Raw genomic sequence first — 20597 nt, 5'->3', positions numbered from 1 at the left:
TTTAGTTTTTTTTAGGTTTTAATTGGATGATGATTGGGTTGCTTTTTTTATTTTGGGTCTCAAAAAACTTAGTTAATACAGAATCATATTTTCTATCCTTACCTGCGTTTAAATCCTTAAAAGTAAACAGAGCAAGAGATGAATAACTGGTGTATAAATAGCCCTCTTCATAAGAATGGAAGCCATTATTGGTGAAATCGTAAAATGATCCTCCATCTGTTACGGGTAAAAACTGAGAGCGTGCATCGGGCTCAAGATTTTTAAGAGAAGTTAAATCGCCATTTTTCAGATTGTAAACAAGTGCATTTTTTTTATCTTGACTCCATCCCCAAATATTGATTTTGAAATAAATATTATCGCCAATTAAATATGGATTGCTGATGCCATAAATTTGACCGGGATTTTTCTCAAAATACTCAATCCGCTTTTTCTTGTATTCGGTCATATCCATAAAGTTTTTTGGTAAGGAAATGCTTGCTGGGAATATGATGCGATAAGCTAAAGAAACCGATTTAGGTTTTATTTTATAGAGATTGTATTCATAATATCTAACATAAAACAACTCATTGTCGGTCCCGTATTCTGTTAAGGGATTGCCTGACCCGATATATTGGTCCTTCTCGAACCGATCAGATTCAAAAGGGAAATAAAGCCCGATTTCTTTCTTGTCGTTTAAAATTGCAATCTCATAATTTGTACTGTCTTTGCCATTTTTGTAGACATAAAATGGCGCTATGGTGGTTATACTATCTGCAAATTTTATATATCTATCTTCTGCGGTTCTCTTCCCTATAGCCTCTTTTTTAATAAGTTTTCCATCTAAGTCAAAAAAGAAATAATTTTTTCCTGATGATATTCTGATTAAGGATTCATCTTTGTTTTTAACCAAGTTAAAGCCATAAAAAACTTGCTTGTCTTTCTCGTTTGCATCAGCAACAACTTTACTACTATTAACTTTTGCCCTAAACTTACCGTCTTTATTAAAAATGAGTACAGATTTGGTGTCGTAGTCATAAATAACGTAAGAATCTTTAGTTGTTCGAAGTTGGCTTATAGATCCGAACAAGCTTTCCTTTGTGGTTTCTAATGGAATAAATTTTACTTCGTCGAAAATTTGAGAAACGGTAGCCCCGCGGGCGGCATCAGGGTCAATTCTAAGGGTTACCATTTCTGAACTGTCTGCTTTGCTGGTTTGAGCTTGAATGTTTAACACAAACGTTAAGCAGACAATAATAGAGGAGAGTGTTTTTTTGAGCATTGATTAGTAAGATGATTAGTTATAATATTTTCCGTAGAGATCAGAAACTATGATTGATTTTTTACATCAATATCTTGTTTTCAATTATCTTATTGGAAGCATGAAATTACTAATTTATTAGTTGTTTTAAAATTTATCTTCATGTTTAACATAGTTTTAACATAAGCTAAATCGATTTTCCATCATTACCTCGGCAAAGAAGAATTGATCAAAATCTTGAGAACACAAGATTTTTTCAGATAAAGTCTATTTGGCGAAAATGATATAATCATTGCTATATTTGTTCCATGACAAAAGAACAATTGCAGGATTTAAGAGATAGAATTACGTCTCTGAGGAGGCATCTTTGACGTCGATGAGCTACTTTACGCCATTCGCGAAGAGGAAAAATTAACAATGGCGCCCGATTTCTGGGACGATCCAAAAAAAGCAGAAAAAATTTTAGCAGAAATTAGTTCAAAGAAAAAATGGACTGATGGTTTTACCAATACAAATAACGCGGTTGAAGATTCGGCTGTGATGTTTGATTTTTTTCAGTCTGGTGATGCTTCCGAAGAGGAACTTGATGATCAATTCGAAACCAGCAAAAAAGCTGTTGAAGAGTTGGAACTCAAAAACATGCTCCGCAATAAGGAAGATCAGCTTTCTGCAGTTATGCAAATTACAGCAGGTGCCGGCGGAACCGAAAGTTGCGATTGGGCTTATATGCTGATGCGCATGTATATGATGTGGGGTGAAAAAAACGGATATAAAATTACGGAACAGGATAGCCAAGAGGGGGAAATTGCTGGAATAAAATCGGTAACACTTCAGTTTGATGGCGATTTTTCTTACGGTTACTTAAAGGGCGAAAATGGTGTTCACCGCTTGGTTCGCATTTCTCCATTTGATTCGAATGCCCGCCGCCATACTTCCTTTGCTTCGGTGTATGTTTATCCTTTGGTTGATGAAACCATTCAGATTGATATCAACACGGCAGATATAGAATTTGAAACTTTTAGAGCTGGCGGTGCAGGTGGCCAAAACGTTAACAAAGTAGAAACTGCGGTACGTTTATATCACAAACCATCAGGGATCATAATTAAGAATCAAGAATCTCGATCACAACTGCAGAATAAGGAAAATGCAATCCGTTTGTTAAAATCTCAGTTGTACGAAATCGAAGAGCGCAAACGTAACGATGCAATTGCTGCAGTAGAAGGTTCGAAAAAGAAAATCGAATGGGGATCTCAGATTAGAAGTTATGTGTTGGATGATCGTAGGGTAAAAGATCATCGAACTAACTACCAAACATCAAATCCGCAGGCGGTATTGGATGGAGACATCAATGAATTTTTGAAAGCATATTTAATGGAATTTTAAAATGAGTAAAATGGCAAAATCAATCCTTTTTTCAATCTTGTTTTTCATGACTATAACAGTTTCGCAGGCGCAAGAGATTATTCCTTTGTATTCAGGAACAATTCCTGGAGCAAAACCAACTCCGGTAGATTATGTAGAAAATACAGAAACTCGAAGTAATGGAACCCTGAGCATTACAAAAGTATCTATCCCAACATTAACTGTTTTTGAGGCACCTAAAAATATTGCAACCGGAACAGCGGTGATCATTTGTCCGGGTGGAGGGTATGGTGCTTTGGCTTTCAGTCACGAAGGAACTGATGTTGCCAAACGTTTTAACGCCATTGGCGTTACGGCTTTTGTATTAAAATACCGTTTGCCAAGCGATCAGATTATGGTTGATAAAACTTATGCCTGTTTGCAAGATGCACAACAGGCCATTTATTTAGTAAAGAAGAACGCTAAAAAATATGGGATTAAGCCACACAAAGTTGGCATTATGGGTTTTTCGGCAGGTGGTCATTTTGCGTCTACATTGCTTACCCATTACAACGACTTAAAAATTGCCGATAAAGAGAAACTAAGCCTTCGGCCAAGTTTTTCTGTCTTGATTTATCCGGTAATCAGTTTTGAAGAATCTGTTCATACAGGTACGATGAAAAATTTGTTGGGGCCAAATCCGCCAGATAGTTTGAAACGTTATTTTTCTGCGAACAAAAATATAACGACCAAAACCTCACCAACTTTTTTGGTTCATGCCAAAGATGATAAAACCGTTCCTGTAGAGAATAGTATTTTAATGAATGAGGCTTTAAAGAGCAAAGGTATTCCGACCGATTTATATTTATACGAAAAAGGTGGACATGGCTTTGGGTTAATAAACAAAACATCAGATGTAGATTGGTTTAATCTTTTGACAGCTTGGATGAAGAAAGAAAAACTTTAATATATTTGCAAATCAGATAATTAACCCGCTCAAAAAGAAAATTTTATGAATAAAACGCTCAAATTTTTAATGATTGGCCTAGTAGCTATCATTTCTATCGCAAGCTGTAAAAAAGAAATCGACTTTAATGCAGGCAAGAGTAACAATTGCCAATTAACAACCTTAACTACAGATTTAGGACCTTTAGGAAAATACACCATCAATTACTTTTATGATGCCTCGGGCAAAATATCAAAAGCCACTAGCGATGGGCAAACAAATACCTATGCTTATAGTACAAACAAAATTACAGCTACTGACGAGGATGGTTATGTTGCCGAAATCGTTCTGGAAAATGGCAGAGCTGTTTCAAGCGGAAGCGATGGAGTAATCGTTTCAGGTGGAATTTCTTATGATTATACTCGAAAATATACTTATAATGCTGAAGGTTATTTAGTTGAGGTTAAAAATTATTTAAGTGGCGTTTTAAGCTCAACCGATGTTTTAACCTATTCCAATGGGAATTTGGTAAAGGGAGTTTCAACAGATGCAAATCTGGGTTTTGTATCAACAACAACTTATAGTTATTCAACAGAACTTGCCCTTAATACATACGAAATCGCAGACCCACTTTCTTATCATGTTGATTATTTTCCTGGCGGCTATTATGGCAAACAATCTAAAAATGTTTTGGTTAAAACCTCAACCAAAACTGTAGATTCAAGTGGAGATCCATTTACGGATGATGTTGTAAACTATAGCTACCAATTTGACGCGAAGGGAAATGCAAGCGCACTTACTTTTACCCAGGTAACAAATTTTTATCCATCAGGCGGACCAATGACAACCGATACTTACACCGCCAAATTTAATCTGGTTTACAATTGTAAATAAGTTAAATTAAATAATAGAAAAAATCCTCGAGACTAACATCTTTCGAGGATTTTTTTTTGGACAAAGTTTAACTTGGTGTAGAAAAACATCTACATATCGGGAATTATTTTCTTGCTTACCCCATATAACCTCACTTATATTATTCTGATATTCCAGTTATTGTTCTGATTATAAATTAGTTGAAAGGAATTTTATTTTGATTATTTCATGGCATGATGTTTCTAAAGGCTTGCGAAAAAATCTATGAACAAGTATTTAAAATTAATGATGGTAGCCGTGGTAGCGGTTATGAGTATTGCAAGTTGTAAAAAAGATCAAGTAGAAGATCCTATAACTGAAAGTAGTTGTAAAATTTCGACTATAGATGTTTTGTACAATGGTGCACCAGATGGTAAACTTAAGTTTGCATATGATGATTTAGGTAGAATAAAATCTTATACAGATGATGCTGGATTCGTTACACCTTACACTTATGATGGGGATAAAATTACAGTTGATGAAGGCGTGGAAACTTTTATTTTTTCTGTAACAGGTGGAAAAGTTGTTAAATTGGCAATTAAAGGAAGTACAAATACTGAAGATTACACCTACGATGCAGCTGGTTATTTAACCACAATTACCGATTTTAGAGGCGGAACATTAAATTTTACCTGTAATTTAACCTATACAAATGGTAATTTAACGAAGTTTGTAGAGACATATACGGGTGGCGATACTTATACGACGATTTATGAATATTCGGCAGATTTGGCGACAACCACTAAGCTTTATGTTGATCCAATTATAGATGCCGTAGGTACGGATCTTCCAAGTACATATTTTGGTACATTATCCAAAAACCTACTTGTTAAGTCAACCAGAACTTCTACTGGCCAACCAACAACCTATTCTAATATTAACAATTTTATTTATACCAAAGATGCTTCAAATAAATGCATCTCGGCAACTAGAACTGGAATATCTACAACCTATAACAATGGAGTAGTACAAGGTACACCTATTACTACAACTGAAAAACTTACGTTCGCTTACGATTGCAAATAATAATTAATACTTATAAAAAAGGCTCGGAAGTTTAAACTTCCGAGCCTTTTTTATTCCTTAGCTGGTTCTGCAAGGATATCCTGCAATTCATTTAATTCTGCAACTTTCTCGGTTGCCCCGGCATTTTCATAAGCCGAAATTAAATTTCTAATCACCCTTCGAATAATATCTGTGTTGCTACAGGGCCTGTAATATTCTGGTAATGCCTCTAAATTTAATTGACGAAGAAACTGATCAACATCATGCTTGCCGAAGATATTTCCACGGTTAAAGGCATTTATGTAAAAAAGAACGCCATACTCGGTTCCCTCTTGTTTGCTGTCATCAATATAACCTAAAATAAAATGTTGTGGCAAGTTGATCCCATATACCGGTAAATCTAATTTTTGAGCTAAAGTAGAATATATTATCGCCAGAGAGATCTGATTGCCCTTTTTACTTTCTAATACTTGGTTTAAGTAAGAGTTTTGAGGATCGTGATGGTTTTTGGTATTGCCTCCGAAACCATATTGCTGATATAAAACATGATTAATCAGTTTCACCTTTTCTACCGAGCTCATTTCATACTGTAAACCCAGCCAGATATCGCGTTTTATCTCTTCAATCTGATTGATAATTTTTTGCTCGTCCAGATCAGGATATTGATAACGATTAATAATCATTGCACCCTGCAACAAATCAAAGGCGCCACTCAAATACCATAAGTTCAAATCTTCCTTAACCGTATTGAACTGAATTTGATGAACAATATTTTCTATCCGTTGCTGTAAAAGCCCATCGAATGATTGCTCCCAGGCATTTTCTAAAAAATGGATAACCTCGCCGCCATATTCAAGCAGTTTTTTTTCTACATGCTGATAAACTTCCTCATCAGGATCATCAAGCAATTTAACTAAAGCACTTATCTCTGCTATATTTTCCATAAAACATACATACGTTTGCGGCGTTTAATTACTTTTGCAATATATTATGATAATTCAATTTATTACAGATTTTTTAAAACACCGTTTAACTGCCAAAAGCCGACACGGAACGCACTCACCATTTGTCTATCAATTAGCTGATGAGGTAATTTACGATTTTAGAGATAAATCTGAATACAAAAATATAGAACTTCAACGAAAAAAACTTTTTAATGACGATTCCAAAATCACTGTTACCGACCTCGGGGCAGGTTCTCACCTAAATAAGAACCGAACAAAAAAGGTAAGCCAGATTGCAAAGAACGCCCTGAAAAGTCCTCGTTTGGCACAGTTAATTTATCGCTTGGCGAAAAACACCAATCCAAAAACCGCTATAGAATTGGGTACCTGTTTGGGTATAACCACTGCCTATCTTTCAAAAGCCTGCCCCAAAGCAGAAATTATTACGATAGAAGGTTGCCCAGAAACTGCCGAAGTGGCCAAAAATAATTTCCAGAAACTGGATTTAAACAACATAGAACTGCACGTAGGAAATTTCGATTTAATTCTGCCAGATCTTATAGCAAAGCAACCCACATTAGATTTTGTTTACATAGATGGAAATCACCGTAAAGATGCTACCTTGAACTACTTTAAATGGTGCCTGCCTAAAGTTACCGAAAACACATTGCTTATTTTTGATGATATTTACTGGAGCGAGGGGATGAAAGAAGCATGGACAGAAATTAAAAACCACCCAGATGTAACCGTAACGGTAGATTTATTTTGGATTGGCCTTGTTTACTTTAAAAAAGGACAGGCAAAAGAGCATTTTAAACTGAAATTTTAATAATGGAAATAAAACCTAAACTCAGTAGATTCCAGAAACTTTCTGCAGCGAAGATTTTGCTCTTAAGTTTAACTGTTGGGATTATTGTTTATTTGGGTGCATTTTTCGTCAAATTAGAAACATTAACACACATTATGCTCGGCTGGAATGCTTTCTGTCTTGCCTTAATCGCTATGCACTGGTACATGTTCTTTCATACAGGTACTTCTCAAACGCATTTAAAAGCAAAACTACAAGATGAAACCAGAGGAGAAATTTTTGCTGTTGTAATGGTTTCAACATTTGCAGGATTACTTGCTGTTATCCTTTTACTGCTTAATAAAAATGTTGAAGCCATAGACTTAACCATTGCCCTGTCTGGGATGTTTTTGTCGTGGTTTTTGGTTCATACTACATTTACCATGCGTTACGCCCATTTATATTATGGCGATAGGGAAACGGTTAACGATACAAAAAAGGGTGGAGGTTTAGAGTTTCCAGGCGAGCATGAACCCGATTTTATAGATTTTGCTTATTTCTCCTTTGTTTTAGGAATGACTTTTCAAGTATCTGATGTTGAAATATCTTCGAGAAGATTACGCAGGCTTGCGCTATTGCACAGCATGATTTCTTTCATTTTCAATACCGTAATTGTAGCCCTTACCATAAATGCACTAGCCGGCCTAAGCAAATAGATTTCTGTACTTTGCACTTCGCCTCTCTCAGAGGGGTGTCCGTAATACGGGGTGTTTCTCAAATGTTTTTGCAAATCAAAACCCAAATCCATGGCTTGGTGGCTCACCTGCCATTAACTTTTTATAAATCACAAACCATGGGTTTATAATTTTTTTGGAAATGAATGGTTCTGTGCTTTTGGCGGTCTTCAGTCCCGCTCCCGCTTCTGCCGAAAAAAATCGGCATCTCGCTTCGATCGGGTTTAGATACAGCGTTAAGTGCTTTTGGCAAAACTTAACATAGTCAGTACTTGGCGCTCGCTAGAACCTGGCCACAAATTATAAACCCGACAGAAGCGACAGCCCTGTTCCGATTTTATATCGGGATTACAAGGGCTACAGCGAATGGCGGGACTTCAATGCCAAGCAGAGCTATCCGTTCATTTTCAAAGTATAATTTATATACCTTTAAATCAGTTATTCAACTTTTATAACTGCTTTTTCAGTAATGTAACTTAATATTTAGTTGTATAACTGAAAATTAAGTTATAGATTTGGTTATGGAAGAATTAACCAAGGCAGAAGAACGTATTATGCAGGTTTTGTGGAAGCTGGACAAAGCGTTTGTTAAAGACATTATCGAAGAGCTTGAAGAAGAACCCAAGCCACCGTACAATACCATTTCATCAATTGTCCGGCTGTTAGAAAAAAAAGGTTATGTTGCTTATAAGGCGTACGGTAAAACGTACGAATATTTTCCGGCAATAAGCAAAGACGAATATGCGAAGACCACCTTCTCGAAATTGTTTTCTGGTTATTTCAACTGTTCTCCTACAAGCCTGCTATCATTTATGGTAAAAGAAGAAAAATTAAGTGAAAAAGATATAGAAGAAATTAACGCTCTCATTAATAAACGCTCTTAAATTATGGAATGGCTAATCTATTTGCTCAAAGTAAGTGCGTGCTCAGCAATGTTTTTTGGTTTCTATTTATTTATATTAAGAAAACTTACATTTTTTAAAATTAATAGGTTTTACCTGCTTACTACGCTTTTGTTAAGTTTCTTAATTCCTGCTTTGCAGTTTAGCCTAATTAGAACGGTTGATGCCGTGAACCCCATCATTTCTAGTTACCCACCTAGTACTCAGGTATACGCTTCGTCAGATGTTCAGCCAAGTATTCAAACTCAGTTGAGTGCCAAAACCACAATTTCTCAAAATTTCGATTGGTTGGAGGTCACGCAGTATGGCTATATTCTTATTGCAATCTGCTTGCTTTCTATTTGCGCTTGGCGATTATTGCAGCTTACAAAATTTGCCAGAAATCATACCGAAACAGTAGATGGTTTAAGATTAGTACCAAAAAAGACAGGGTTTACCAATTGTTCTTTTTTTAACTATGTTTTTATTAACGAGGATAGTTTAACGCTAACAGAATTGCAGGTTTTATTAAGGCATGAACAAGTACACGCCAATCAATTCCATTCTATTGATAAAATCCTTTTAATGGTTTTTAAAGCTGTTTTATGGTTCAATCCAATTGTTTACCTATACGATAAAGCGTTGGAAGAAGTACACGAATTTGAAGCAGATGAAACCACATCATTAAGTTTTGGTCATCAAACTTATGCCGGCATTTTATTGAAATTCGCAGTAGCAAAAAGCGATGTTCCATTAATTCACAACTTTGTTAAAAGCCCAATAAAAGAGCGAATCAAAATGCTGTTCAATTCCAAATCAACCGATATGAAGAAATGGATATACTGCTCCATTATTCCAATGGGACTTATTTTAATTTGGTTATTTGCTGTTCAGGTTGTTTATGCACAAAATGAAGTGGGTAAAAATGTTGAAAACAAAGAGGCATCTGCCTTAATTGGTAAAACCGTTACCGGGAAAATTATCGGTTTTGAAAAACTGGTTACAGGAAATGTATTGCAATTGGAATCTGGAAATAAAATCTACCCGATAGAATGTAGTGCCTTTAGAAATAAATTAACCAATGGCGATAAGCTTACGGCATCTGTTTCAGGATATATTAGCAAATTCAAAATCACCAACCATGGGGTAGAAACAATAGTTATTGATCAGCCGGTTTATACAATTTCGAAAGTTGCCTTTGCAAACGGAACCCTAATTTGGAAATCAGAAAAACATGCTTTTTTGTATGAGATTAATAAAGCAAGGTTCGCCGAATCCAGAATCAAATCTATTAAAAGGGATAAGAATGGTATAATAAGCAAAATTATTTTAAATGATGGAACATTCACTATAAATCTAAATATTGAAAATTTAAAGATCAAAAAAACTGAATTTAAATCTGGTGATTCCGTGCTGGTAAAGTTTATTGGAGAAAAACTGATTTCTAAAAATGTTTATTCAACCGATAAAATGATTGTACTGGCTTCCCTGCCAAAAAAATACGAACTTAAAGATGAGGAACTGTATAATCGGTTTTACACGAAAGAAGGCTGGCAGAAAATCTCTACTACATTAAGCGATACAACTAAACTTAATCCCTCAAAGATTAAAGTGGTTTCTTTTCAAACCATGATTGGAGCTAATAAAGATAAAATCTCTCATTTTAAAGATGTATTAATAGAAATTAATGGTGATGTTTTAAAGGCTGAAGAGGTGGAATTGGATAACTTAAAATATAAATTAACTGCAAAAAATGCACAGCTTAATAGTCACAATGGAAATATCCTAGAATCAGAGAAAATAATCTTCGATCTAAAAAATAGAACTTATTATACAAACCAAATTCCTGGGAGTTTTCAATATAAAAGCGACAACAGTATAAATAAAAATTTAGAGCTTAAGGTTGCATATAAAAACCCTAAAGATAACTTAGAAACCAAGATAGAATATAGAGCGGTTGATTCGGTCAGAATCAGTAAGGATAAATCTATTGTGTATTTATATGGAGATGCAAAAATTTCTTATGGAAATGTTGTGTTAACCGGTTCAGAGATTATTTATAATAAAAATCTAAATACAGCAAAAGCGAAACACGCAAATCTAATTTCTGACGCAAATAAACCCGCAATTAAAGCCGATTCGCTTAAATTCAATTTTGACAATTCTAAAGTGCAGATTTTTGGGAAGGGTTCTAATAAATAGTATGGCTCAAATTTCAAAGAAACCTTAAAAAGCTTCTGCCAAGCTGATGTAAAATCCGCTCTGGCGTTTTTCGTTGGCAAGTTTTTCGCCTATACCATAATCTACACGAACACTTAATCCTTTTGCCGTATCGAAGAAATATCTTCCTCCAAAACCGTAATTAGGCTTCATGCTTTTAAAATCGAAATTTCCATTATCAAAAACTTTACCCACACCTACAAAGCCTACAACCCCAAATCGATTCATAAATCGATAGCGTAATTCTACCTGTGATGCCATAAGGTTTTCGTCGCGGTAACGGCCACCATAATAACCCCGCATTATTTGGTCGTTGCCCAATTGCTGCAACAAATAAAATGGAGTCTTAGAACTCTGTATGGTGTAATAAATTCCCTGTATGCCCACAACAACCTTATTGCTAATCGACCAGAAGTTTCTTAAATCGAGTTTAATCTGGCTTCCTGTAAAACTATCTCCGCCAAAAAAGTGTGGCGCATATTGATACGTAACTCTGCCAAAGAAACCCTTAGTTGGGTAGTTGTTCGAGTTTCTGGTGTCGTAACTTTGACTTAAACCTACATAAACTACCGAGCCACCATCTTTATCTAAAATATTTGGGTTGTTGCTAAAAATGCCACCCAAAGCCTGATCTGTAAATTTGTAATTTTCGAAACCAAGAGAAACACCGGTGTAAGCATGGCTAATAAAGCTTTTTTCTGCATCGAATAATGCTTTAACCTGGTTCATAACCAATTTGTCTTCATCAGTTTTTTGTGTGTTGTTACCCATTCCATAAAAGTTAAAAGGCATCTTTTTAAATCGAACATCGCCGATAAAGTGATATTTATTTCCCGGCGACCAAGCATCACCTTTTAAAGTAACATTATAGGTTTTTTTTGTAGAATATGTTGCGTTTAGAGAAAAATTAGAACTTCTTGTTAACGTATCTTTCCGATCTGTGTAATATGAATAAATGGCGCCGACACCAAATTCAAAGCCGGTTTCCTGCGAATATCCAAATGAAGGAATGGGTAAGAAACTGGCCTTTCTGGTGGTGTCTTTCTCGTTAGAAAGCATTCTTTTAATTAATTTCATTTGAGCCATACCAGGCACAGAAATTATCCAAAAGATAAGGAAAGCATAAATTCTTTTCATGGCGCAAAGAAAAGGAATTTCCTTAATAAATATTATGGTCAATAAGTCATTTGTTGTTATTCAATAGCTCCATTTTTTAATCTAACATAGCTTTATATTATGGTCAAAACGCATTATGTTTTCACCTTTCGGGCTAAATGTCTATTTTTGCGGCAAACAATACAAAACGAAATGAGCAATACAAGAGGACCAATATCTCAGTTTATGGAGCGTAATTATCTCCATTTTAATGCAGCCGCAATGATGGATGCAGCAAAGGGTTACGAAACACATTTAGATGAGGGTGGTAAAATGATGATAACCCTAGCTGGTGCAATGAGTACTGCAGAATTGGGCATTTCACTTGCAGAAATGATCCGTCAGGATAAAGTTTCTATTATTTCTTGTACTGGTGCAAACCTTGAAGAAGATATCATGAATCTGGTTGCACATTCACATTACAAACGCGTACCTAATTACCGCGATTTAAGTCCGCAGGATGAGTGGGATCTTTTAGAGAATCACTACAATCGTGTTACGGATACCTGTATCCCTGAAGAAGAAGCTTTTCGTCGTTTACAAAAGCACATCCAAAAAATCTGGATGGATGCCGAAAAAGCAGGCGAACGTTATTTTCCACATGAGTTTATGTATAAAATGCTTTTAAGTGGCGATTTGGAACAATACTATGAAATTGATCCAAAAAATTCGTGGATGCTAGCCGCTGCTGAAAAGAATTTGCCAATTGTTGTTCCAGGATGGGAAGATTCTACAATGGGTAACATCTTTGCATCTTATGTAATGAAAAAGGAATTAACCGCTACTACTGTAAAAGGTGGTATTGAATATATGGGCTGGTTAGCCGATTGGTATATTGCAAACAGTGGTGGTAAAGGAATTGGATTTTTCCAAATCGGTGGTGGTATCGCTGGCGATTTCCCAATCTGTGTAGTGCCAATGCTTTATCAGGATATGGAAATGGAGAACATACCTTTCTGGAGCTATTTCTGTCAAATTTCAGATTCGACTACTTCTTATGGTTCGTATTCTGGTGCGGTTCCCAACGAAAAAATTACCTGGGGCAAGCTCGATATCCATACACCTAAGTTTATTGTAGAAAGTGATGCGACAATTGTAGCGCCGTTGATGTTTGCCTGGATATTAAAACAATAAATATTCAAGTATTGAAGATTTCATAACGCGATTACAACCCATAATTGCAAACTGAAAACTTCATACACTTGTCTCGAATAACATGGCCGTTTTAGATTTCGATCAAAATGGCCATTTTTATTGCCTCAGAGGCTTGAATCAGCATTTGTTTAGAATGATTATAAATTGTATTTCCAGTCACTATTATGTCATGGGATTTATTAATAAGTTATACTTTTGTTCAAGTTTTGATGGGGTTCTTTCAACTCAGGCATCAATTTCACAACAAAAAGTAAATTAAATAAGTATAAAGTGTTCATTATGAGAGATATCTCGATGATTTTAAAAAGCGTTTGGAAGTCGTTATTCTTGTTTTCAGCTATTTCCGTTATAGCGGTTTCTACCGTTAGTGCGCAAGATGCTAAAGAGGGAAGAACGCTTTTTAAAGCTAAATGTTCTTCGTGCCACGCATTAGATTCGAAATTGATTGGTCCGGCCTTAACAGGTGTTAACGATCGTCACCCAGAAGCTTTTTTGTTAAAGTGGATTCCGAACTCACAGGGTTTAGTGGCTTCAGGCGATCCTGCAGCTGTTAAGCTTTTCAACGAAAATGGTAAAATTGCCATGACTTCTTTTCCTGAACTGGATGAGGCAAAAGTTAAAAGCATTTTAGCATATATTAAAGAAGGTGAGCCTAAACCAGCAGCTGGTGCTCCAGGAGCTGTAGATGCAAACACAACTGCCAAAGATGGAGTTTCCGGACTTTCGATTGTTGGTATCGTTGCTATCGTATTAATAGCCATTGTAATTTTAGTAATCTTAGGTCGTGCAAGTAAATTGCTTGAGCGCTTAATTCTACAAAAACAAGGAATCGAGATTGAAGAGGATGTGCCATTGAAAGTTGGTGTTCGCAAGATGTTCAAAAACAAGAAATTTGTTATGTTCTTTATCTTGTGCTTAATTATCTGCTTAGGTTCTTTTGGTTGGATGGGCATGTGGAATACTGGTGTTCATACAGGTTATCAACCGGTACAACCAATTAAATTCTCACACGAGTTGCATGCTGGGATTAATCAAATCGATTGTCAGTATTGTCACTCAGGTGCTTTTAAATCTAAAAACGCATCTATTCCATCATTAAATGTTTGTATGAACTGCCACAAAGCGGTACAGGCAAGAGATAAATATGACGGACAGATTTCTCCAGAGATCAAAAAAATCTATAATGCTTTAGGTTACGATCCAGAAACTCAGAAATACGACGAAAGTAAATCAAAACCAATGGAGTGGGTACGTGTACACAATCTACCAGATTTTGCTTACTTCAACCACTCTCAACACGTTGTTGTTGCAGAAGATGCAATTCGTAAAGCAAAAGGATTACAACCAACAGAACCTGTATGTTTCGCTTGTCACGGTCCGGTTAATACAATGGAAGAAATTTATCAATATTCTCCATTAACCATGAAATGGTGTATTAACTGCCATAAAGAAACAGATATTTCTGGTCAGAAAAACAATGCTTTCTACGCTAAGGTTATCGAAGCGCATGAGAAAATTAAAAAAGGCGAGAAAATTACACCAGCGTTATTGGGTGGTTTAGAGTGTGGTAAATGCCACTATTAATAGATTAGAGTTTAGTAAGAACGTTCGATAAACAGTAATATAGCTTAAATGGAAAGCAATAAAAAATACTGGAAAGGCTTAGAGGAGTATAACAATACACCCGATTTTGTTAAAAATAACAAAAACGAATTCGCCGAGCCACTTCCAATAGAAGATGTTTTAAATGAAGCAGGGTTAAGTACCGTTACCCCACGCCGCGACTTTTTAAAGGCGTTAGGTTTTGGTTTAGGTGCCGTTACATTAGCCGCTTGCCAAAGTACACCGTTAAAAAAATCAATCCCTTATTTGGTTAAGCCTGAAGAGGTTACTCCAGGTATTCCTAACTATTATACTTCTAGCTTTAACGGCCAAAGTATTTTAGTTAAAACAAGAGAGGGACGCCCAATTAAAATAGAACCAAATCCAAATGCGGGTCAATTTAATTGTGGTACAGATGCAAGAGCACAAGCTTCTGTTTTGGATTTATACGATGTATCTAAATTAAAGGCGCCGGTTCTTAAAACTAAAGAAACAACTTGGTCTGAAGTTGATGGTTTTGTAAAATCAGAATTGGCTAAAGCACAAGCTTCTGGTAAAAAAATCCGTATTGTTGCTTCAACAGTTAACAGTCCATCAACAAATGCAGTAATTGCAGGTTTCATAACGAAATATCCTGCAACTAAACTGGTTCAGTATGATGCTGTTTCTTATACAGGTATTATTCAGGCCAATCAAAATAGTTTCGGTAAAGCCGTTTTACCAAAATACAATTTCGATAAAGCAGATTTAATCGTAAGTTTTGGTGCCGATTTCTTAGGTACCTGGATTAGCGGAGAAGAGTTTACCTCACAGTATACTGCCAACCGTAACTATAAATCGTTAGAAAATAAAAAAATGAGCCGCCACATTCAATTTGAAAGTGGAATGAGCTTAACGGGTACGAACGCTGATACTCGTGTTCCGATTAAATTATCTGAGCAAGGACCAGCTTTAATCGCCTTATACAATGCAATTACTGGTGGCGCTTTACCTGGTGGAACACTAGGTAACAATACAACTGCCGATAAAGTAATTAAATTAGTAGCAAAAGAATTATTGCAAACTAAAGGCAAAAGTCTTGTAGTTTGTGGTTCTAACGATGTTTCTACTCAAATTTTGGTAAACGCCATCAATGCCTCTATCGGAAGTTATGGTACTACCATCGATTTAGATAATCCTTGCTACTTATATGGAGGTAATGATGCTGAATTTAACGGTTTAGTTGCTGAAATGAGTCGCGGAGAAGTTGGTGCAGTTTTATTCTTAAATAGCAACCCAGCTTACGATTCGATCGATAGCAAAAAATTCGGTGATGCTTTAGCAAAAGTACCAACTAAAATTTCATTCTCAGATCGTTCTGATGAAACTGCTTCACTTTGTGATGTTGTTGCCATTAATCATAACTATTTAGAATCATGGGGTGATGCAAATGCTTACGAAGGATATTATTCAATCGTACAGCCAACTATTAATCCTGTTTTCAACAGCCGTCAAGCTGAAGAAAGTTTATTAGTTTGGGCTGATGCTCCAGTTAAGGATTACTATCAGTTTGTTCGCAACAATTGGGAAACCAAAATGTTGCCAGCTTTAGGTATTAAATGGGATGAGGTTTTAGATAAAGGTGTTGTTTCGGTAACTGCAAAACCTGCAGGTGCTTATTCATTCAGCTTGTCTTTAGCTGCAGTCGCTACTTCAATTGTGAACAGCAGCAAAGCTTTAGCTAAAGATGTAGAATTACAGGTTTACGAAAACGTTCCAATGCGTGATGGTAAAAGTGCAAACAACGCATTCTTACAAGAATTACCTGATCCAGTTTCAAAAGTAACTTGGGATAATTATGTTGCTATTGCGCCTAAATATGCTGAGAAACTAAATATTAAAGAATTTGATGTTGTAACCGTAAAAGGCAGCAACGGATATTCAGTTGATCTTCCTGTTTTAGTACAACCAGGACAAGCACAGGGAACAGTTTCTATTGCATTGGGTTATGGCCGTACCAAAGTTGGTAAAGCAGGTAACGATGTAGGTAAAAATGCATTCCCTTTTGTTTCTTTTGTAAATGGAACAATGCAATATGCTACTACGGTAACGCTTACTCCTACAGGCGGTCATTACGAGTTGGCACAAACACAAACGCACCACTCTTTCGAAGGCCGTAACGTAATCCGTGAAGCTACTTTTAAAGAATACCTGAAAAACCCTGCTGCTGGTACGGGTAAAGGCGAAGAAGGACATAAAAACTATGACCTTTGGGATCAATACGAAAAACCAGGTAACAACTGGGTTATGGCAATCGATTTGAATGCTTGTACAGGTTGTGGTTCCTGTATTGTGGCTTGTAACGTAGAAAACAATATCCCTGTTGTAGGTCGTGATGAGGTTCGCCGTCGTCGTGAGATGCACTGGATTCGTATCGATCGTTATTACAGCTACGAAACTAAGGACGGTGATGTAACAAGAGAGAAAGAAATTGCTAAGTTGGAAGATTTAGATCATGTTTCGGTTGTTCACCAGCCTATGTTATGTCAGCACTGTGATCACGCACCTTGCGAAACGGTTTGTCCGGTATTGGCAACTGTACACTCATCAGATGGTTTAAACCACATGGCTTATAACCGTTGCGTAGGTACACGTTACTGTGCGAATAACTGTCCATACAAAGTACGTCGTTTTAACTGGTTTAACTACTGGAACGATTCTCGTTTCGATAACTATTTAAATAACGAGTTTACTCAATTGGTTTTAAATCCTGATGTAACTACACGTTCTCGTGGTGTTATGGAGAAATGCTCTATGTGTATCCAACGTATACAAGGTGGCAAACTTCAGGCTAAAATTGAGAAACGTCCATTAAAAGATGGCGATATTAAAATGGCTTGTCAAGAAGCTTGTTCAGCAAATGCAATCATATTTGGTGATTCAAACGATCCAAACTCTGAAGTTTCTAAAGCATTACGTTCTGAGCGTATCTACTACGTATTAGAAGAGATCAACGTGAAACCAGGTATCGGATATATGACAAAAATTAGAAATACAGATACAACAGTACAAGCGTAAGCTTTAGTATAAAGAAAATACAAATTATGTCAGGACATAACGAATCAATACTTAGAGAACCATTAATTACCGGAGATAACATCACGTATGCAAAAATTACGGATGATATTTTAGGACCGGTAGAGAATAAGCCAAACAAAGCTTGGTGGATCGGGTTCACTTTTGCCTCATTAGGTGCTTTACTTTGGGTTGTAGCAGTAAGTTACACTTTCTGGAACGGTATCGGATCTTGGGGTTTAAATAAAACAGTTGGATGGGCATGGGATATCACCGGTTTCGTATGGTGGGTTGGTATTGGTCACGCTGGAACATTAATTTCAGCAGTACTATTACTTTTCCGTCAGAACTGGCGTAACTCCATTAACCGTTCTGCAGAGGCGATGACGATTTTCGCCGTTATTTGTGCGGCAACATATGTTGTATCTCACATGGGCCGTCCTTGGTTAGCTTATTGGGTTTTACCTTTACCAAACCAGTTTGGTTCACTATGGGTAAACTTTAACTCACCTCTAGTGTGGGATATGTTTGCAATCTCAACTTACTTCTCTGTATCCTTATTGTTTTGGTATACTGGTTTATTACCAGATATCGCTACAATCCGCGATCGTGCAGTAGGCACACGTAGAAAAATCTATTCTATCTTCTCTTTTGGATGGAGTGGAAGTGTTAAAACATGGCAACGTTTCGAAGCCGTGTCTTTAATCTTAGCAGGTATCTCAACGCCACTTGTACTTTCGGTACACACAATTGTATCAATGGACTTTGCAACATCAGTAATTCCGGGATGGCATACAACAATTTTCCCTCCTTATTTTGTTGCGGGTGCAATTTTTTCAGGCTTCGCGATGGTGTTAACCTTATTATTGGTAGCACGTAAAGTTTTAGGTCTTGAAAATTACATCACAATGTTCCACATCGAGTCGATGAATAAAATCATCATCTTAACAGGTTCAATTGTTGGTGTTGCATATTTAACAGAGTTTTTCATTGCATGGTATTCAGGTTCTGAATATGAGCAATACGCATTTATCAACCGTTCTACTGGTCCTTACTGGTGGGCATACTGGATGATGATGACTTGTAACGTAATCTCTCCACAACTGTTGTGGTTTAAAAAGATTCGCTTAAGCATCAGGGCAACATGGATTTTATCAATTGTTGTAAACGTGGGTATGTGGTTCGAGCGTTTCGTAATTATCGTTACTTCATTACACCGTGATTATATTCCTTCAAGCTGGGCAATGTTTTATCCAACTTGGGTTGATGTAAGTGTATTTGTGGGTTCAATCGGACTATTCTTTACCTTGTTCTTATTATTCTTAAGAGTATTACCATCTATTGCCATTGCCGAGGTTAAATTATTATTAAAATCTGCAAGTGAGCAAGCCAAGATGAAACAGATTAAAGAAGGTCATGAAAATAAAGAGTATATAGCTGAGTACATAGAATCTTTAGAGAAATTTGATAGTGTTAAACAAGAAGATTACGCAAAAATATAACAATGAGTGATATCAAATATATTTTAGGCAGTTTTGGTGATCCTGATGAAATGATGCACGGCATCGATAAGCTTCAGGAAAATAACATCAGTATACATGATGTGTATACGCCAATGCCTATACACGGAATAGAAGCCAAATTAGGAGTTAAAAGATCGAGAATTGATATTGCGGCATTTTGCTTTGGTATTACAGGTACCTGTGCGGCCTTCGCTTTAATTTATTTCTGCGCAGTTATCGATTGGAGAGTAAACATTGGTGGTAAACCATCATTTGCATTGCCGGATTTTATTCCGATAATGTTCGAATTAACGGTTTTATTTTGTGCTTTTGGTATGGTATTAACCTACTATGCTTCAACACACTTATTTCCAGGAAGAGCGCCAAGAGTAATGGATCTTCGTGCAACCGATGATCGCTTTGTTATTGCAGTTGATGCAAAAGAAAACGCTGAGCATACCGTAATTGATGAATTATTAAAAAACGCTGGTGCTTTAGAAGTAAAGTATAATGAAAGGAAGTACATTAGCTATGAATAAGAATAAATTTGTTTACACTGCGCTTTTAGCTATTGCTTTTGTAGCTACTTTCTCGGCTTGTAAAGATAAACGTAGTACTGGTTTGGAATATGCCAGGAATATGTATGATCCGATTGCTTACAATCCTGATCAGCCAAATAAAAATTTTAAAGATGGTAAAACTGCACAGTTGCCACCAGCACATACAAAACCAGTAGGTTTTACTGAGTATGATGAATACCCTAACACAAAAGAAGGATATGAGGCAGCAGGTGTTAGCATGGTAAATCCATTACCGGTAGATACCCTTAACCTTGCAGATGGTAAACATTTGTTTACAGTTTTCTGTAACCCTTGTCATGGTGATAAAGGTGATGGACAAGGACACTTAGTAAAAATTGAGAAATTTAGCGGTGTACCTTCTTATCATGAAGGCAGTTCATCAAGAGGTGGAGCTATGGCAGATCTTACTGCAGGTAAAATCTATCATACCATTACATATGGTGTAAATAACATGGGCTCGCATGCTTCACAAATTTCTCCAACAGATCGTTGGAAAGTAGTGATGTATGTTCAACAATTACAAAAAGGACAATAAGTAAAC

At 36.3% G+C, this 20597-nt stretch carries 17 protein-coding genes; 14 read left to right on the top strand and 3 right to left on the bottom strand.

The genetic code is table 11. The features are described from left to right. Position 1 precedes the first annotated feature (1 nt). A complete protein-coding gene (locus tag DF947_RS15255) occupies positions 2 to 1258 on the bottom strand; it encodes a 6-bladed beta-propeller (RefSeq protein ID WP_109930907.1) in 1257 nt (418 codons plus the stop codon). A 287-nt stretch (positions 1259 to 1545) separates the two neighbouring features. Here DF947_RS15255 and prfB point away from each other — a divergent pair. The 4 genes from prfB to DF947_RS15235 all read left to right on the top strand — a co-directional run bounded on the left by prfB (position 1546) and on the right by DF947_RS15235 (position 5462). After that, a protein-coding gene (gene prfB, locus DF947_RS15250; protein WP_109930906.1) for a peptide chain release factor 2 occupies positions 1546 to 2620 on the top strand; the annotation gives its coding sequence in 2 pieces (ribosomal slippage) (positions 1546 to 1605 and positions 1607 to 2620; 1074 coding nt in all). A gap of 10 nt (positions 2621 to 2630) precedes the next feature. After that, the gene (locus tag DF947_RS15245) at positions 2631 to 3545 is read left to right on the top strand and encodes an alpha/beta hydrolase (protein ID WP_109931093.1); all 915 of its coding nucleotides are present in this window, start codon (positions 2631 to 2633) and stop codon (positions 3543 to 3545) included. Between the two features lie 45 nt (positions 3546 to 3590). Continuing rightward, positions 3591 to 4418: a hypothetical protein gene (locus tag DF947_RS15240; RefSeq protein ID WP_109930905.1), complete on the top strand. Its 828-nt coding sequence runs from the start codon at positions 3591 to 3593 to the stop codon at positions 4416 to 4418. Positions 4419 to 4661: 243 nt separating this feature from the next. Beyond that, positions 4662 to 5462: a hypothetical protein gene (locus tag DF947_RS15235; RefSeq protein WP_109930904.1), complete on the top strand. Its 801-nt coding sequence runs from the start codon at positions 4662 to 4664 to the stop codon at positions 5460 to 5462. A 50-nt stretch (positions 5463 to 5512) separates the two neighbouring features. On the opposite strand, the gene DF947_RS15230 is transcribed toward DF947_RS15235, so the two are convergent. Then, complete coding sequence (locus tag DF947_RS15230) at positions 5513 to 6385, bottom strand: transglutaminase-like domain-containing protein (protein WP_109930903.1); 873 nt, start codon at positions 6383 to 6385, stop codon at positions 5513 to 5515. A 46-nt stretch (positions 6386 to 6431) separates the two neighbouring features. On the opposite strand from DF947_RS15230, the gene DF947_RS15225 reads away from it, so the two are divergent. From DF947_RS15225 to DF947_RS15210, 4 genes are all read left to right on the top strand, one after another. After that, entirely contained in the window at positions 6432 to 7214 is a 783-nt protein-coding gene (locus tag DF947_RS15225; RefSeq protein ID WP_109930902.1) for an O-methyltransferase, read from the top strand. A gap of 2 nt (positions 7215 to 7216) precedes the next feature. Then, a complete protein-coding gene (locus tag DF947_RS15220; RefSeq protein WP_109930901.1) occupies positions 7217 to 7888 on the top strand; it encodes a DUF1345 domain-containing protein in 672 nt (223 codons plus the stop codon). Between the two features lie 539 nt (positions 7889 to 8427). Continuing rightward, positions 8428 to 8790, top strand: a complete 363-nt coding sequence (locus DF947_RS15215; protein ID WP_109930900.1) for a BlaI/MecI/CopY family transcriptional regulator — start codon at positions 8428 to 8430, stop codon at positions 8788 to 8790. Between the two features lie 3 nt (positions 8791 to 8793). Continuing rightward, positions 8794 to 10989: a M56 family metallopeptidase gene (locus DF947_RS15210; protein ID WP_109930899.1), complete on the top strand. Its 2196-nt coding sequence runs from the start codon at positions 8794 to 8796 to the stop codon at positions 10987 to 10989. Between the two features lie 24 nt (positions 10990 to 11013). Here DF947_RS15210 and DF947_RS15205 read toward each other — a convergent pair whose 3' ends face one another. Next, entirely contained in the window at positions 11014 to 12144 is a 1131-nt protein-coding gene (locus DF947_RS15205; RefSeq protein ID WP_109930898.1) for a BamA/TamA family outer membrane protein, read from the bottom strand. 171 nt (positions 12145 to 12315) lie between these two features. On the opposite strand from DF947_RS15205, the gene DF947_RS15200 reads away from it, so the two are divergent. From DF947_RS15200 to DF947_RS15175, 6 genes are all read left to right on the top strand, one after another. After that, positions 12316 to 13296, top strand: coding sequence for a deoxyhypusine synthase family protein (locus tag DF947_RS15200; protein ID WP_109930897.1), 981 nt, complete (start codon positions 12316 to 12318; stop codon positions 13294 to 13296). A 300-nt stretch (positions 13297 to 13596) separates the two neighbouring features. After that, the gene (locus DF947_RS15195) at positions 13597 to 14901 is read left to right on the top strand and encodes a c-type cytochrome (protein ID WP_109930896.1); all 1305 of its coding nucleotides are present in this window, start codon (positions 13597 to 13599) and stop codon (positions 14899 to 14901) included. A 48-nt stretch (positions 14902 to 14949) separates the two neighbouring features. Beyond that, positions 14950 to 17976 (top strand): TAT-variant-translocated molybdopterin oxidoreductase, encoded by a 3027-nt coding sequence (locus DF947_RS15190; protein ID WP_109930895.1) that lies wholly within the window; start codon positions 14950 to 14952, stop codon positions 17974 to 17976. A gap of 26 nt (positions 17977 to 18002) precedes the next feature. After that, on the top strand, positions 18003 to 19475 hold the full coding sequence (nrfD, locus tag DF947_RS15185) for an NrfD/PsrC family molybdoenzyme membrane anchor subunit (protein ID WP_109930894.1): 1473 nt from the start codon (positions 18003 to 18005) through the stop codon (positions 19473 to 19475). 2 nt (positions 19476 to 19477) lie between these two features. Next, positions 19478 to 20014, top strand: a complete 537-nt coding sequence (locus tag DF947_RS15180) for a DUF3341 domain-containing protein (RefSeq protein WP_109930893.1) — start codon at positions 19478 to 19480, stop codon at positions 20012 to 20014. Next, positions 19986 to 20591, top strand: a complete 606-nt coding sequence (locus tag DF947_RS15175; protein WP_109930892.1) for a c-type cytochrome — start codon at positions 19986 to 19988, stop codon at positions 20589 to 20591. The genes DF947_RS15180 and DF947_RS15175 overlap by 29 nt, the downstream gene beginning before the upstream one ends. Positions 20592 to 20597: the final 6 nt, after the last annotated feature.

The organism is Pedobacter paludis (assembly GCF_003173575.1).
In the GTDB taxonomy this organism is placed as follows: domain Bacteria; phylum Bacteroidota; class Bacteroidia; order Sphingobacteriales; family Sphingobacteriaceae; genus Pedobacter; species Pedobacter paludis.
This window is presented reverse-complemented; position numbering and strand designations above follow the sequence as displayed.

Excerpts from the sequence above, each read along its gene's own strand:
- DF947_RS15255 (WP_109930907.1), bottom strand. The coding sequence starts at position 1,258 with ATGCTCAAAAAAACACTCTCCTCTATTATTGTCTGCTTAACGTTTGTG.
- DF947_RS15245 (WP_109931093.1), top strand. The coding sequence starts at position 2,631 with ATGGCAAAATCAATCCTTTTTTCAATCTTGTTTTTCATGACTATAACA.
- DF947_RS15240 (WP_109930905.1), top strand. The coding sequence starts at position 3,591 with ATGAATAAAACGCTCAAATTTTTAATGATTGGCCTAGTAGCTATCATT.
- DF947_RS15235 (WP_109930904.1), top strand. The coding sequence starts at position 4,662 with ATGAACAAGTATTTAAAATTAATGATGGTAGCCGTGGTAGCGGTTATG.
- DF947_RS15230 (WP_109930903.1), bottom strand. The coding sequence starts at position 6,385 with ATGGAAAATATAGCAGAGATAAGTGCTTTAGTTAAATTGCTTGATGAT.
- DF947_RS15225 (WP_109930902.1), top strand. The coding sequence starts at position 6,432 with ATGATAATTCAATTTATTACAGATTTTTTAAAACACCGTTTAACTGCC.
- DF947_RS15220 (WP_109930901.1), top strand. The coding sequence starts at position 7,217 with ATGGAAATAAAACCTAAACTCAGTAGATTCCAGAAACTTTCTGCAGCG.
- DF947_RS15215 (WP_109930900.1), top strand. The coding sequence starts at position 8,428 with ATGGAAGAATTAACCAAGGCAGAAGAACGTATTATGCAGGTTTTGTGG.
- DF947_RS15210 (WP_109930899.1), top strand. The coding sequence starts at position 8,794 with ATGGAATGGCTAATCTATTTGCTCAAAGTAAGTGCGTGCTCAGCAATG.
- DF947_RS15205 (WP_109930898.1), bottom strand. The coding sequence starts at position 12,144 with ATGAAAAGAATTTATGCTTTCCTTATCTTTTGGATAATTTCTGTGCCT.
- DF947_RS15200 (WP_109930897.1), top strand. The coding sequence starts at position 12,316 with ATGAGCAATACAAGAGGACCAATATCTCAGTTTATGGAGCGTAATTAT.
- DF947_RS15195 (WP_109930896.1), top strand. The coding sequence starts at position 13,597 with ATGAGAGATATCTCGATGATTTTAAAAAGCGTTTGGAAGTCGTTATTC.
- DF947_RS15190 (WP_109930895.1), top strand. The coding sequence starts at position 14,950 with ATGGAAAGCAATAAAAAATACTGGAAAGGCTTAGAGGAGTATAACAAT.
- nrfD (WP_109930894.1), top strand. The coding sequence starts at position 18,003 with ATGTCAGGACATAACGAATCAATACTTAGAGAACCATTAATTACCGGA.
- DF947_RS15180 (WP_109930893.1), top strand. The coding sequence starts at position 19,478 with ATGAGTGATATCAAATATATTTTAGGCAGTTTTGGTGATCCTGATGAA.
- DF947_RS15175 (WP_109930892.1), top strand. The coding sequence starts at position 19,986 with ATGAAAGGAAGTACATTAGCTATGAATAAGAATAAATTTGTTTACACT.